Source organism: Paenibacillus oceani, assembly GCF_014705615.1.
GTDB classification, from domain to species: Bacteria; Bacillota; Bacilli; order Paenibacillales; family NBRC-103111; genus Paenibacillus_AB; species Paenibacillus_AB oceani.
Genome location: NZ_JACXJA010000063.1, coordinates 1 through 13544, shown reverse-complemented (window position 1 = coordinate 13544; position 13544 = coordinate 1). Strand labels below are relative to the sequence as shown.

Below are 13544 nucleotides of genomic sequence, written 5' to 3'. Positions count from 1 at the left end.
CCGGTCGATAGCCGGAATCAGCTGCCGGAGAGGAGCCGTAATCCGTCTGGATACCCAGTAAGCGACCAGGAGGGCGAAGGGCAGAATAGGAACACCGAGGCGGCGAGCAGGAACGATACGGAGCTTGGGATACCAATCCGCAATTTGGAATACACAGCGACCTCCGGGTCGTAATAAACCAGATAACCGGCCGGTTCTCCGCCGCTTTGCAGTTGGCGCTTCAAACCGAGGTTGCGGATCAACTTCTCGGACGCCTCCCCTTGATGAACGGCTGCCGTCCGATCCGCAGACAGCAGCAAATAGCTGTAAGCCAGCTCCCCTTCGCCCGTCTTGAATTCGGGCTCGTACTGCCGGAAGACATTCGGGGATGAAACATAAACTGGCAGTGGTAGGTATGGCCGTGCTTGGCGGCATTGTCGGAGGGTTCGTGCTCTCTTCGTTGTATCGGAGCCGTCGGCTTCGTCGTGATTGATCTACTGCCAATATTTCACCGCCAACCTGCCTGCGGCAGGCGCGCTGCATCCGGTACTGGCGCTTGCGCTGATCGTCCTGTCGCTTGTCGTCGCGAGACGTTCGTCCCGGTATAGAGGCGGCGGCATAGTGCCGTAAAAAAACGGACTTTCCCTTAAGCATCTTAGCTTGGGAAGGTCCGTTTTCCTATTGGCTTTACGCTTCAGCTATCCGCAATGACCAAGCTCGTCCGCAGCTTTTTGAACTTCTGAATAAGTCCGGCTTCCGCGCCCGGGTCCGTCACGATCGCATCGATCCGGTCAAGCGGCGCGATGACGATCGTGACGTCTTTGCCGAATTTCGTACTGTCAGCCGCAACATACACCTCGCTGGCCAGCTCGATTATTTTTTTGCGCGTGATCGCTTCCTCCAGGTTATAATCCGAGATCCCTTTTTCGATCGTAATCCCGCTGCAGCATATAAAGGCTTTCCGGATATTCAGCTCGTGAAAATTAAACAGGTACTCGTAAGCGATGACCGACCGTTCGTCCCGTCTTATTTTGCCGCCGATCATAACCATCTCGACTTCGCTGTTCATTAGCTCATTTACGACCGGGATCGAATTCGTGACGACCGTCAGCTTTTTCTTCTGCTTGATATACTTGGCGATTTGATAAGTAGTCGATCCGCTGTCCAAATAAATACAATCGCCGTCGTTAATAAATTCGCTGCATTTGCGGGCGATTTTTTCTTTCTCCTCGAGATGCTTCACCATCCGCTCGTCCATGGACGACTCGCCGAACTTGGATTGCACGAGCTTGACGCCGCCGTAAATCTTTTCGATTTTGCCCTGGCTCGTCAGCAAATTCAGATCCCGGCGGAGCGTATCCACGGATACGTCCAGCTCATCCGTCAACTCGGGTATTTTGAGAACTTTTTTGACGCCTAACAGATCGAGAATTTTCTTTTGCCTTTCCAGCGGCAGCATACCCTCACCCATTTTCTTGACATCGGTACGGCTGTAACACAGCTTGTCCTCATCTTCCAGTGTACAGATTCCGGCACATTCAATCAATACATGTTCATTATTTGCTCTTAAAATCAGGCAAATTTTAGATAAACTTATGCAATACTTATTAATGATGTATGCATAATTTACGCACATTTTACACAGAACTGAATCGGATTTAACAAAAGACTTATATACTGGCTCTGTACCCGAGGAGGTGAGCGGTTTGCTGAAGCTGCAGCATATAAGCAAACATTTTGACAATAAGGCGGTACTCGACGACATCCACGTAGAGATTGGCACAGGTGAGATCGTGTCGCTGCTCGGACCGAGCGGAAGCGGCAAAACGACGCTGCTTAACCTGATTTTGGGCTTAACGAAGCCTGATCGCGGAAGCTTGGAATTTAACAGTGTGGACATTACCCGCTTCCCTATGAAAAAGCGCGGGTTCAATATCGTATTTCAGGACTATGCGTTATTCCCGAACTTGAACGCTTACGACAACATCGTCTACGGCTTGCGCAACAAGAAAGGCATCGTAAGCGAGAAGGAGGTTCAAGACTATATCGATTTTCTGGAACTGCGGCCACATCTTCAAAAAAGGATCGGCGAGCTGTCCGGCGGGCAGAAGCAAAGAGTCGCTCTGGCGAGAACGCTTGTCACGAAACCGAATATCCTGCTGCTGGACGAACCGCTCAGCGCGTTGGACGGAGTGATTAAGGAATCGATCAAACGGCGGATCCAATCGGTGGCGAGGGAATTTAAACTGACGACGATCATCGTTACGCACGATCCGGAAGAAGCGCTGACGCTGTCGGACAAAATCTTGATCATTCACCAAGGGAAAGTGGCTCAATTCGGCACGCCGCAGCAAATCATTCATCAGCCGGACAACGACTTCGTGAGGCGGTTTATCATCGAACAGCTCCATATCAAAAGACAGAACATTTACAACTTGTTCGGTGAGTCGTATGTCTAAAGTAAAACCGGAAATGCGCATCCTGTTCGCCTTGATTTTGCTCGTATTTACGGTTTTCCTGTTCCTGCCGCTCCTTATCCTGCTGATCCGCTCGCTAGACACCGGCCAAGGTTATACGTTCGGCAATTACGCGGCGGTCTGGAAGGAACGGGATTTGATCGGAACGGTCCTGAACAGTCTGAAAGTGTCGGCGGCTGCGGCGTCGATCACCACGGTTCTGGGATTTATACTGGCGTACGCCATCCATTGCACCCGGATCTTCCACCCTATGAAGGGCGTGCTGAAAACCGTCATCGTCGCTCCGATGCTGCTGCCTACCATTACTTATGGATTTGCAATTATGTACTCGTTCGGCAATCAAGGCTTGATAACGAAACTCGCCGGGCGGAATCTGTTCGACATTTACGGCTTTAACGGACTGCTGATCGGTTATGTCGCCTATACGCTGCCTTCCGCGTTTCTGCTTCTTCACAATGCGTTCAAGTATATGGACAAAAAATTTATTATCGTTTCTCATCTGATGGGCGACGGAACGGTCAGAAGTTTCACGAACACGATCCTTCGTCCTATGGCGGGGACGCTCGGCGGCGCGTTTGTCCTATCTTTTATTTTAAGCTTCACGGATTTCGGAATTCCCGCCTCGGTGGGCGGCACGTACAAAGTGGTCGCAGCGGAGCTGTACGAGGTGATGCTCGGCTCCATTCCCGATCTGAATCAGGGTGCGGTCATCGCCGTCCTCATGCTGGCTCCGGCCGTATTCGGATTTTGGCTGCTGCATTACTTGGAGAAGCTTCATTTCCACTATGACAAACAAACCGGGATCGAGCTTCCCCGACATAAGCTGCGCGACGTCAGTTTCGGTATCGTCTCCGCCGCCGTCGCTGTGGGCATCGTGTCCGTTTTCGCCGTAATGTTCATCGCGCCGTGGCTGAGCCGTTATCCTTACGATCTTACGTTTACATTCAAGCATGTGATCAGCGTATTTCAAACGGGCGATTTGACGAAGGTGTACGGACATTCGTTATGGGTCGCTCTGCTAACCTCCTTACTCGGGACGCTGATCGCTTACTGCGCGGCGCTTCTGAACGCGCGGACTTCGCTTAGAGCCAAACCCGTGACAGATATCGTCTCGATGATTACAAGCACGGTGCCCGGGATGGTGCTCGGCATCTCCTACCTGCTCCTTTTCAATGGAAGCAGTCTGAAAGGAACGTTCGCCATTCTCGTGTTTTGCAATATCGTTCATTTCTTTACGACGCCGTATCTGATGGCCAAAAACTCCTTATCCAAAATGAATCCGTCCTGGGAAACGACCGGCGAACTGCTGGGAGACAGCTGGCTTCAAACGGTGTACCGGGTCATCGTACCTAATTCGGTATCCACTGTGATCGAGATGTTCGGCTACTATTTCATCAATTCCATGGTGACGATCAGCGGGATTATTTTTCTGGTATCGGCCCAGACGGCCGTTGTCGCGAGCAAGATCAAGGAGCTTCAGCATTTTGCCAAGTTTAATGAGATTTTCGTGCTGTCCATGCTCATTTTCCTGACCAATCTGATCGTAAAACTGGTATGCGACTACGGGCAGAAACGTACGACTCTAAAACAATAAGGTGAGGGATATCCATGTTCAAATCGGTTCGAGTTTTGCTGCTGTCTTTTCTCGCTGTAAGTCTGGTTATTGTGCTGGCTGCCTGCAATAACAGCGGCTCGGCGGAAGCGAAGAAAGTCGTCATCTACACGAACGGCGACGAGGAAGCGGTGGCCGCCGTAGAAAAATCGCTGGCCGGCGCCGGATACAAGGGGAAATATGTGATTCAATCGCTGGGCACTTCCGAGCTTGGCGGGAAGCTGATCGCCGAAGGAAGCAAAATCGAAGCCGATCTCGTTACGATGAGTTCTTATTTTGTCGCCAGCGCACAAAGCAAACATTCGATGTTTAAAGAGCTGACGTTCCAAACAGGCGCCATCGATACGTACCCTGGTTATACGGCTCCGATCTTGGCGATCACCGGGTCGATCTTCGTCAACACGGAGGTGCTGAAGCAAAAAGGCTTGCCCCAGCCGAAGTCGATTCGAGACTTGACGAAGCCGGAATTCAAAAATCTTGTATCGATCCCGAACATTATGAACTCCTCCACCGGCTGGCTGCTCGTTCAAGCGATCCTTAACGAATACGGGGAGGCAGAGGGCAAGAAGGTGCTTCACGATCTCATCGCCAATGCCGGCCCGCATCTGGAAAGCTCGGGCTCCGGTCCGATCAAAAAGGTACAGGCCGGAGAAGTGGCCGCCGGTTTCGGACTGCGCCATCAGGCCGTCAAAGCGAAAGCGTCCGGGGCTCCGATCGATTTTGTGGATCCGACGGAAGGCAACTTCTCCTTGACGGAATCAATTGCGGTGGTCGACAAAAAAAGCGCAACGACGGATCTGGCGATGAAAATGGCGGAAACGATTATCAAGGATGCGAGAAAAGAATTGATCGTTCATTATCCGGTCGCCTTGTACAACGCCGAGACGGTCGATGCGGTCAACAAGCCGGCGAAACCGTTGAAATTCGCAAAGCCGTTAACGCTGGAGCTGCTGGAGGAACATCAGAAATTTTTCAATGCGGCGAAATAAACTTTAATTCAAATGCGAGTTCAAAAAGTCCGGTTTTCAGCACCGAGAAGATGGGATGAAGCTAGGAAATGAGGAGCGGAGCGTAGTGGAGCTTTTGTGAGCACCGGAAGTTCCGGCTGAATGCCATATTCGATGTCGAGCAGGCTTCCTGATCTGCTTCGTGATCAAGAGTGGACTTTTTGAATAACCTCTTCAAGGAGCGAAACGAGATGAACAGCTACAAACTATTAACACCCGGCCCGCTGACGACGACAAGCTCCGTCAAGGAAGAAATGCTTGTGGACCGCTGCACATGGGACGATTCGTACAAATCGATTACGCAAAAGATCCGGTCTCAGCTGCTGGCGCTGGCTGGAACAGCCCCCGAGCAGTATACAGCCGTGCTGATGCAGGGAAGCGGCACGTTCGCCGTGGAAGCCGTCATGACGTCGGCTGTCTCCGGCACCGATAAAGTGCTGATCGTCACCAACGGGGCTTACGGCGAGCGGATCGTCGAGATGGCCCGGTATATCGGCCTGCCATATGCGGAATACCGCGTCGGCTATGACCAATATCCTGACGAGGCGGAGCTGGAGGCGATATTGGAAGAGGACCGGTTGATTACCCATCTGGCGATCGTTCACTGCGAGACGACGACCGGAATTTTGAATCCGCTTGAGAAAATTGCCGCCATTGCCAAGGCGTATAAGAAAACATTAATCGTCGACGCGATGAGCAGCTTCGGCGGAATCGAAATCGATGTGGCCGGCCTCGGGATCGATTATTTGATCAGCAGCGCGAACAAATGCATTCAAGGCGTTCCGGGATTCGGCTTCGTCATCGCGAAGCTGGACAAGCTGGCCGCCTGCCGGGGCGTAGCCCGCAGCTTGTCGCTCGATCTGTACGATCAGTGGAAAGGGATGGACAAGGACGGGAAATGGCGGTTCACCTCCCCTACCCATGTCGTAGCCGCTTTTTCCAAAGCGCTGGACGAGCTTGAAGCAGAAGGCGGCATCCCGGCCAGATACGAGCGTTACCGGCACAATAACGAATTACTGCGGGACGGGCTCGGGAAACTTGGCATTCATCCCTATATATCCGGTGAGAAGCAATCGCCGATCATCACTACGTTTTTGTACCCGGACGAAACGTTTCGCTTCGATGAATTTTACGGTTACGTCAAAGAAAGAGGGTACGTGATCTATCCTGGCAAGCTTACCGACGTCGATACATTCCGCATCGGCAATATCGGGGAAATATACGAGGAAGATATCGAGCGGTTATGCAGCATTATCGAGCAATATCGGGGAGGAACGGGGCGATGAACAAAATGAACAAAATCGAAGCCATTATTCTGGATTGGGCTGGTACGGCGGTAGATTTCGGATGTTTCGCACCTGTCCGTGTGTTTATCGATATATTCCGCCAAGCGGGCGTGGAAGTGACGATGGAGGAAGCGAGAGCGCCGATGGGCATGCTCAAGATCGACCACATCCGCACCATGCTGTCTATGCCGAGAGTGGCGGCGCTGTGGGAGGCGAAGTACAACAGACCTTTTAACGAGGGCGATGTCGAAGAGCTGTACGCGGTATTCGAGCCTGCACTGATGGCCTCTCTGTCCGAATATACGGACCCGATCCCCGGTGTCATAGAGACGGTGGAAGCTTTGAGAGCAGACGGGCTGAAGATCGGCTCGACGACCGGTTATACGAGCTCGATGATGGAGGTTGTCGCTTCCAACGCCCGCGAGAAAGGATACCGGCCGGACCATATCGTCACTCCGGATGATACCGGCTCGTTTGGGAGACCCCACCCTTATATGATTTTCAGAAATATGGAGCAGCTGAAGCTGTCCGCAGCCTGGAAGGTCGTCAAGGTTGGCGACACCATCTCCGATATGAAAGAGGGCGTTAATGCCGGCGTCTGGACGGTCGGAGTAGCGGTCGGAAGCTCGGAGCTCGGACACAGCCTGGAATCGTTTCATCGGATGACGGAGCCGGACAAGCAAGCTGCAATTGCGAAAACGAAACAGACGTTTCTGGAGCAAGGTGCGGACTTCGCGATCGGCACGATGAGCGGGCTCCCTCAAGTCGTCGGCAAGATCAACGAGTTGCTGGCCCAGGGGAAAAGACCGGGCTGTAAGGTATAACGTCCCTGAAGATGGGTAAAGACGCTACCCTAAAACCGCTGTGTAGCGGGATGGGAGCGTCTTTTTCCTGCGTTTTCCTGCCATAGCTAGATGTTGTTCCAAAGCAATAATGGCTTTTGGGACAGCCTTCTTTTGCTTCGACAGCCTATCCTTGCAAATATTTATCTTGGATTACATTCATATGGTAAATCTCGTGCCCGGTCAAAATGTACGCCCAAGCCCGTACGGTCGATTCGTTGCCGCTTACGATTCCTCTGCGGTCCCAAGCCTCTTCCGGCAGCCCCTTCAGCAAAGTGAGCGTCGCCCGGCGTACGGCCGTGTAATCCTCCACCAGCTCGGACAAGGAGCAAGCGTCGAAGGACGCTCCGCCCATCAGCACGTCCTGATCGTAACCAGCGAGCGGCGTCCGGTCCCTTCTGGCGATCCGAAGCAGCCGGTAGCTCATGATCCGTTCGTTATCGGTAATGTGACCCAGCACTTCCTTCAAGCTCCACTTTCCCGGCGCATAGCGGTAATTAGCCCGTTCTTCCGAAACGGTCGACAAGACTTCGATCGTCTGCTTGTACGTCTCAGCCAAACATTCGCGGATGTCTCCATTTGGAACCAAGCTTACATACATTTCATAATAAGCGTTATACTCTTCGTTTGACGGCCGTTTAGACATCTTGCAATCCCTCCCCGACAGTTTTACCCAGTATACCATGCCGCGGGTCGGCGAGGAATGTTCCTTCTGAAGCCTGAAGCAAACCGTGTCTTTATTAAGGGCAATCAGGCACTCTATAAGAGCCGCTCCGCCTCCTGGACGGCGCACCGGCCCGGCTGCGCGATCACCTGCTCTTCCATCGGCGGATTGTGCAGGCCGAACCGGACTTACGGCGGAATACAGCGTTCGGTCAGAAGCCGCAAAATGGAACGTCGCCCTGGGCCCGTTCCGGAAACAAAACCGCTACGCCGCTAGCCCGAACGGAAGAAACGCTTCCTTTATTATGGTAAGAAGGCTCTATATGGCACGTTAGCGGAATATTAACTTCCGTTATTTCCGGGAACCGGGGTCTTTTTGCGCCTTTCGTGTGAAATAACGGAACAAATCGTTCCGCTAATTCGTCCCGTCGGCCATTTCCGATAGGTTAACGGAAATCGGACTTCCGCTGAGTGAGCTTGGAATAATGGAAGCGAGGGGATGACTGGGGATGACAGAGGCTGTCGACCCGATCGAGCCGTGTGACATCGCAACATGAATCAACCTGATCTTCGGGTGGCGCGTAATAAAACGCCAGGAACCCGTCCGGACGGTTTTTTGATGGCAAACCTGTGATAGCGCGTTGGAGGAAATGGGCACTCTTCGTTCCGGCAGTTCCGGCAGTCCGTTCACAGGCCCGGTACTAGGTAATGTCCCGCGACTACAACACGACAAACCTGTAGGACAGCCGGAGCGCTCTCCAACTGGCTGCTGACAATCCGATGAAAAGTACGCTGAATCCTAAGGCGACGGGCACGCTTAAATACCGGGGAACCTCAAACAGAACCATATTCATCTGAATATCTACGCCTACCGTCCGCAATATTCCCGCCACCATCGTGACTACTGCGCACAGCGCCAATCCGGCCGTTAGCACGCCGAATACCGGAAAAGCAAATAACCCGACCAACCCTCTCAGCATCAAATTTGGAATCGACCGCATCCGCATTCTCTCCTTTTTCTTTTTTTATATCGAAATGTGCACCTTACGCTTTACAACGGAGCGGGGATCGACGACGAGCGTTTTCGAATAACGCACTTCGCCGATGGTACAGCCCGCGCCGATCCGAATCTCCTCTCCGGCAACAAGCTCCGCCTCCAGATGGCTGACCTCGATTCGTGGGCTTTCCAGGCTGTCGCATAGCGCTTTCCTTCTCCAGAATTGGAGCCAGTTCACGACGGACAGCCGGTCCGCTCGCAGGTCGATCGACCTCTCCGCGTAAATGCGCTTGATGGCCGCCGCCCCCTGCAGCTCGATCCGGACCTCTCCCGCCTTCAACGTATCGCCGATCGTTACGATTCCCTTCGCATGAAACGTGTCCGCTTCCACCAATTCGTCCGCCTGAAAGGAGCCTGCCGTATAGATGTGCTCCGCAATTACGGAGCGAAAATGCGCATGGCCGATATTCGACATCCGCCGGGCGCTGCAACGGCCTTTTACCCGGCACGAACCCGAGCTTTTGAAGCTGCCTGCGGCCAAATCCCCCTCGAACCGCCCATGACCGGCGATGTGTACGGTTTCCGCCTGAACGTCGTCCCGGTAGACACCGGAGCCGTTAATCCGGATATCGTCTGCCGCTTCTCCGGTGGATTGCTTCATCGGGTACCTCCTCGATTAATTTATTTTATTAGTTAAATGTTTTAGTAATTAAAATATATTACAGTTAATATAATTCGAAGCGACTCGATTGTCAAGAGCAGCAGCGAAACGAGTTCGACCGCGAAGCGTCAACCGATTGGCATTCCAAAAAGAAAGGTTAGCAAGGGGAGCTGAGTATCGGGGGTAGCGGGGCTTCGCAAAAAAATACAAAAAACCGTCCGGTAAAAACGACCGGACGATCCTTGACGTGCAACCCATACGTTGGTGCGCGAAAGGAAACGAGTACCTTCACCCCCAGCCGTTCGCCCTCAATCGTCTGGTTTGAAGGAGGCCAAGAGTCACAACATACCTTCTAATGCGCATAAACAACTTTATTGCAGACAGGGGCGCGCTCAGCTTTGCTGCAAACACAATGCGTACGGCCCTTTTACGAAAAGTTCTACACCGAGCGATGTTTCGCTCCATTGAGACGGTCGGTTGAGCAAAATAAGAGTCTTTGGCATGTTCTAACTTCGGCTTATTCGAAAAAACGGGGCGAATAGAGGCGGTTTGCACCCCTTATTTCCACCACCGGATAGGGTCTACACCCTTTTTGCCGATTTTAAGAGCCCCAAACCGCTCCTATTCCGCTATTCAAGCGAGTTTCGGACAAAATAACGGCTGCAAACCACTCTTAACCGGCTCCTTCCAGCCCGGTTCCTTCCGGCCTGTAAACAGCATACAGCGCCAAACGGCCACGAAGAACGAACTTCAGCGCCAGCCGGTTCATCACGTAACCTTTGTCCGAGGGCAAAGGCCCTGAGCAGGCAGCAGCTTTTCTTCGTTCAAAATACTGCCGTCATCCTCCCCTCGCTCCTTCCTGTCCCCTTGTTCATCCGCCGAAACTGATGCTGCGCCATATGACTTACTTGTTTTTCTCAGCCTCGATCCATTTGTTGGCTTCCTCTTCACTCTGCCGCATGAACGTGTTGATGTCGATGGTGCCGTTCCGGACCTGGGCGAAATTTCGGTCGATGATCCGCTTGATTTGATCGTCGGTTTTCGTTTCGTCGCGCACCGGGGCGGGTTTGCTTTTGAAGATGGCTGCAATGTTTTTCCCATGCAAATAAGGAATGTCCGCCCCGAGCTGCTCCTCGATCTGCCGGTTGTCCAGCGCGGAACCGCGGCCCGTCTTGCGCGCGCTGATCAGTTGCACCTCCTCCGAGGTCACCACCTCGATAACGCGTACGGCCTCCTCTTTAAACTCGCTCGTCCGCGAAACCATCATTTCATGCAGGTCGACCGGCGGGGCGACGTGCGGCTTCTCTTTGTAGCTGGGAAATTCGGCCAGGTTCCACCGGAAGCCTTGACTGGACGCTTGCTTCAGCAACGGAAACAAATTGATCGTGCCGACCATCGCCAACGTCCGGTCCTCCGTAAAAGCTTTCGCATAAGACGGCGATTTCTGGTTGCCGGGAATGTCTTCAAACGATTTCATCAGCTGGAATACGTTTTTCCAAGCGTCGTTGTTAATGGCCACCTTGCCCGTGCTTTTGTCGACGAAGGGCAGTGACAACGGGTACCCGAGCCAGTAGGGCATGAAATAATCGTACCCCTTATACTGAACGCTTCCCTCCGTGCGGGTCATTTTACGGGAGATGGCAAGAATGTCTTCCCAGAACAGGCCGTCCTATCGACGCCGAATCTGTCGAACAGCTCCTCGTTGTAATACAGCGCATTGGTATTGGTCGCGTAAGGCAAGCCGTACACTTGTCCGTTATCGGCAAAAGCTTCAACCACGCCCGGCCGGAAACGGCCCAAATCAATCTCGTGTTTTTTCAGAATCGGCAAAATGTTGGTTGTAAGTCCCAGCTCTTTGTACTGATCCTTGCTTGCTCTCAACAGGATGATCAGATCGGGTACCGACTTGGCGGCGATCAGGTCCTGAATTTGCGTGCCCCGGGCGAACGAGGTCGACGGTAAGGTGCGGATATTTTTTCTTCAAGGGCTCCGTCACCAATAACCGAAAATCATCGTCATACAAATAAGCTTCGCTCGCCAGCAAAGTCAGACGAACCGGCTTGACCGCCGCCTGCTCCTGCACCTTCGAAGGAGCTGCCTCCGGATTCGCACCCGGCGTACCCGTTCCCCCTTCCCGGCTGCCGCAGCCGGACAAAGCAATGGCCCCGACCAATACGACGGCGCTTGATGCCAACAACGAATTTCGTTTCATGAATGTTGCCTCCACCTTTTGTAGGTTCTTCAGTAATCGATTACCCAACAGCCCGATCTGGAATAATCATAGGGGATAATCCGCTTCCAAGTCGTTGTCATTATCGTCGCAAGTTTTGCAATAATAGACAACAGAACCCCTTCCATACAGCGGAAGCCGCGGCGTATTCGCACAAATGTCCCGCCTCGGGAACGACATACTTTTCTACTCCCCGGGAAGCGCACTGTCTCTTGGCGCGTATAATATAGTTCAGACTGTGGCAGATTAATCCTTGTCGCAAAACAAGGAAGGAGGTGCCAGTATGACCAATTCCCAAAACGGACCGACTAAAGCGGAAGTGCAATCGACTGAGCTTAACAAACTGCCCGTTCCAGGCGAGAACGATACCGAGTTTTCCGCGGAGGAAGCAGCCGAAGTGTTTCAACAAAACGGAAACGCCGAGCTTGAATCCGAGAATGAAGAATAAGGGTTTGATACATACGCAAAACCCGCCTCCAATCGAAGAGGCCATTGAAAAACTTGCATTTTTCTGTATTGGCGGGTTTCCCGGGATTGAAAAGCAGAAGAAGACATCCAACCCCTATTCTAAGGTCGGATGTCTTCTTTTTCCTTTAACAGAAAACGCTTTCAAACCGATTGCAAGGGGTCGCCTCCATGGACGAGTACGGACTGCGGAGCTTTTTTCCGCGACGTTTTGTTGGCAATCATCCGCGCATATTCGGTCGGAGCGAAGCCGGTCGCTTTTTTGAAATGCTTCGAGAAATAATGGACGCTGCTGTAGCCGAGCTGATCGGCGATTTCCGTGATGCTGTACATTTTCTCGCGATTTTGCCGCTTCGCGTACTCCAGCTTTAACTTGCTGTAATTTTTCATGACCCCGGAGTTTGTCCGGTTTTTGAACAAATTTTTCAGAATCGTGCTGCCGATCGCAAACTCGCTGCATATTTGCTAGAAAGACAGGTTGTTTCTGACGTTGTCTTTTAAATACAGGGCTATCCGTTCGAACAAGTCCTCGTTTCTGATGGCTAGCAGAGCCGACTCCGGCCTTGTTTTGCCGGTCCCGGCCGATCCTTTGCAAATGAGGCGGATCAGCAGCATCTCCAGCATGTTTTTGATCATTTGCTCGCTGCCGAAAAGAGAGCCATCCTTACGCTGCGGAACCATCATCTTGGGATGGCCGACAGGCGGATCGAACGCTTCTTTTCCTTCCGAAATCAGCTCGTAAAGAAGCTCCTGCTCGGTCTGCTCCAGATGAAGCACCTTGCCCCTGAAATAATCGACGGCCGGCGAATGGCAGACGAACGACATAATAATCAGGTTCGGAGCGGTCCCGTTGACCGCATAACCCGTATGGTATTCATTCGGCGAGTAAAAAATCATGTCGCCCTGACTCAGACGGTTGCTCCCCCGATCGGTGATGAGGATCACTTCCCCTTTATCGACATAAACGAATTCCCAGAAATCGTGCTTTTCGCCGGAAGCCTGAAAATATTTCGGAAGCTCCATATACAGAAACGAAAACAGCCGTTCAACGACCACATCTTCCTTCAACCGCAGCATTCCGCTATCCGTCACGAGACCGCCGCCTCCTCTGGCTGATTTTGCAAAACTTGCGACTATCTTTGCAAATACCGTTTGCGATTTCACTTGTATTATACAAACAAAAAGGAGCCATTCCTGTAATGAAGTAATTTGAGCTTTGAACGAAGAAAGCGCCTCTAGTACTCTCTCAAATCTAATAGTATAGGTTGGATGAATATGGTATAGTTGTGCCAAAAAGAGGAATCCATAGATGCAACCTATTAAAA

17 protein-coding genes are annotated in these 13544 nt (G+C 52.2%); 7 read left to right on the top strand and 10 right to left on the bottom strand.

Annotated features, from left to right (window positions below):
- Positions 1-17: 17 nt before the first annotated feature.
- Positions 18-299 (bottom strand): hypothetical protein, encoded by a 282-nt coding sequence (locus IDH45_RS34490; RefSeq protein ID WP_223837211.1) that lies wholly within the window; start codon positions 297-299, stop codon positions 18-20.
- A 169-nt stretch (positions 300-468) separates the two neighbouring features.
- Here IDH45_RS34490 and IDH45_RS31925 point away from each other — a divergent pair, with 169 nt between their 5' ends.
- Positions 469-609, top strand: coding sequence for a hypothetical protein (locus tag IDH45_RS31925; RefSeq protein ID WP_190932204.1), 141 nt, complete (start codon positions 469-471; stop codon positions 607-609).
- Positions 610-673: 64 nt separating this feature from the next.
- Here the strand turns inward: IDH45_RS31925 and IDH45_RS31920 are convergent, their stop codons facing one another.
- On the bottom strand, positions 674-1438 hold the full coding sequence (locus tag IDH45_RS31920; RefSeq protein ID WP_190932203.1) for a DeoR/GlpR family DNA-binding transcription regulator: 765 nt from the start codon (positions 1436-1438) through the stop codon (positions 674-676).
- 247 nt (positions 1439-1685) lie between these two features.
- On the opposite strand from IDH45_RS31920, the gene IDH45_RS31915 reads away from it, so the two are divergent.
- The 5 genes from IDH45_RS31915 (at position 1686) to phnX (ending at position 7185) form a co-directional block, all read left to right on the top strand.
- Positions 1686-2438, top strand: coding sequence for an ABC transporter ATP-binding protein (locus tag IDH45_RS31915; RefSeq protein WP_190932202.1), 753 nt, complete (start codon positions 1686-1688; stop codon positions 2436-2438).
- Positions 2431-4050 (top strand): ABC transporter permease subunit, encoded by a 1620-nt coding sequence (locus tag IDH45_RS31910; protein WP_190932201.1) that lies wholly within the window; start codon positions 2431-2433, stop codon positions 4048-4050. The genes IDH45_RS31915 and IDH45_RS31910 overlap by 8 nt, the downstream gene beginning before the upstream one ends.
- A gap of 14 nt (positions 4051-4064) precedes the next feature.
- A complete protein-coding gene (locus IDH45_RS31905; RefSeq protein WP_190932200.1) occupies positions 4065-5057 on the top strand; it encodes an extracellular solute-binding protein in 993 nt (330 codons plus the stop codon).
- Positions 5058-5266: 209 nt separating this feature from the next.
- Complete coding sequence (phnW, locus tag IDH45_RS31900) at positions 5267-6361, top strand: 2-aminoethylphosphonate--pyruvate transaminase (RefSeq protein ID WP_190932199.1); 1095 nt, start codon at positions 5267-5269, stop codon at positions 6359-6361.
- A gap of 5 nt (positions 6362-6366) precedes the next feature.
- On the top strand, positions 6367-7185 hold the full coding sequence (phnX, locus tag IDH45_RS31895; protein WP_190932226.1) for a phosphonoacetaldehyde hydrolase: 819 nt from the start codon (positions 6367-6369) through the stop codon (positions 7183-7185).
- A gap of 145 nt (positions 7186-7330) precedes the next feature.
- On the opposite strand, the gene IDH45_RS31890 is transcribed toward phnX, so the two are convergent.
- The 6 genes from IDH45_RS31890 to IDH45_RS34485 all read right to left on the bottom strand — a co-directional run bounded on the left by IDH45_RS31890 (position 7331) and on the right by IDH45_RS34485 (position 11736).
- Positions 7331-7849 (bottom strand): DinB family protein, encoded by a 519-nt coding sequence (locus IDH45_RS31890; RefSeq protein WP_190932198.1) that lies wholly within the window; start codon positions 7847-7849, stop codon positions 7331-7333.
- Between the two features lie 736 nt (positions 7850-8585).
- Positions 8586-8867, bottom strand: a complete 282-nt coding sequence (locus IDH45_RS31885) for a hypothetical protein (protein WP_190932197.1) — start codon at positions 8865-8867, stop codon at positions 8586-8588.
- A 24-nt stretch (positions 8868-8891) separates the two neighbouring features.
- Complete coding sequence (locus IDH45_RS31880; protein ID WP_190932196.1) at positions 8892-9524, bottom strand: hypothetical protein; 633 nt, start codon at positions 9522-9524, stop codon at positions 8892-8894.
- A gap of 904 nt (positions 9525-10428) precedes the next feature.
- Positions 10429-11172: a hypothetical protein gene (locus IDH45_RS31875; RefSeq protein WP_317891324.1), complete on the bottom strand. Its 744-nt coding sequence runs from the start codon at positions 11170-11172 to the stop codon at positions 10429-10431.
- Complete coding sequence (locus IDH45_RS35390) at positions 11148-11441, bottom strand: extracellular solute-binding protein (RefSeq protein ID WP_397327122.1); 294 nt, start codon at positions 11439-11441, stop codon at positions 11148-11150. The genes IDH45_RS31875 and IDH45_RS35390 overlap by 25 nt, the downstream gene beginning before the upstream one ends.
- Positions 11326-11736: a hypothetical protein gene (locus tag IDH45_RS34485; protein ID WP_223837202.1), complete on the bottom strand. Its 411-nt coding sequence runs from the start codon at positions 11734-11736 to the stop codon at positions 11326-11328. Before IDH45_RS34485 ends, IDH45_RS35390 begins: the two co-directional genes overlap by 116 nt.
- Positions 11737-12037: 301 nt before the next feature.
- Here IDH45_RS34485 and IDH45_RS31865 point away from each other — a divergent pair, with 301 nt between their 5' ends.
- A complete protein-coding gene (locus IDH45_RS31865; RefSeq protein ID WP_190932194.1) occupies positions 12038-12202 on the top strand; it encodes a hypothetical protein in 165 nt (54 codons plus the stop codon).
- Positions 12203-12363: 161 nt separating this feature from the next.
- Here the strand turns inward: IDH45_RS31865 and IDH45_RS31860 are convergent, their stop codons facing one another.
- Positions 12364-12681, bottom strand: a complete 318-nt coding sequence (locus IDH45_RS31860; RefSeq protein WP_317891323.1) for a helix-turn-helix domain-containing protein — start codon at positions 12679-12681, stop codon at positions 12364-12366.
- 3 nt (positions 12682-12684) lie between these two features.
- Positions 12685-13311, bottom strand: a complete 627-nt coding sequence (locus IDH45_RS31855; protein WP_190932192.1) for a cupin domain-containing protein — start codon at positions 13309-13311, stop codon at positions 12685-12687.
- Positions 13312-13544: the final 233 nt, after the last annotated feature.

Coding starts and splice junctions, on each gene's coding strand:
- IDH45_RS31920 (WP_190932203.1), bottom strand. CDS start 1,438: ATGCTGCCGCTGGAAAGGCAAAAGAAAATTCTCGATCTGTTAGGCGTC.
- IDH45_RS31910 (WP_190932201.1), top strand. CDS start 2,431: ATGTCTAAAGTAAAACCGGAAATGCGCATCCTGTTCGCCTTGATTTTG.
- IDH45_RS31905 (WP_190932200.1), top strand. CDS start 4,065: ATGTTCAAATCGGTTCGAGTTTTGCTGCTGTCTTTTCTCGCTGTAAGT.
- phnW (WP_190932199.1), top strand. CDS start 5,267: ATGAACAGCTACAAACTATTAACACCCGGCCCGCTGACGACGACAAGC.
- phnX (WP_190932226.1), top strand. CDS start 6,367: ATGAACAAAATCGAAGCCATTATTCTGGATTGGGCTGGTACGGCGGTA.
- IDH45_RS31890 (WP_190932198.1), bottom strand. CDS start 7,849: ATGTCTAAACGGCCGTCAAACGAAGAGTATAACGCTTATTATGAAATG.
- IDH45_RS31885 (WP_190932197.1), bottom strand. CDS start 8,867: ATGCGGTCGATTCCAAATTTGATGCTGAGAGGGTTGGTCGGGTTATTT.
- IDH45_RS31880 (WP_190932196.1), bottom strand. CDS start 9,524: ATGAAGCAATCCACCGGAGAAGCGGCAGACGATATCCGGATTAACGGC.
- IDH45_RS34485 (WP_223837202.1), bottom strand. CDS start 11,736: ATGAAACGAAATTCGTTGTTGGCATCAAGCGCCGTCGTATTGGTCGGG.
- IDH45_RS31865 (WP_190932194.1), top strand. CDS start 12,038: ATGACCAATTCCCAAAACGGACCGACTAAAGCGGAAGTGCAATCGACT.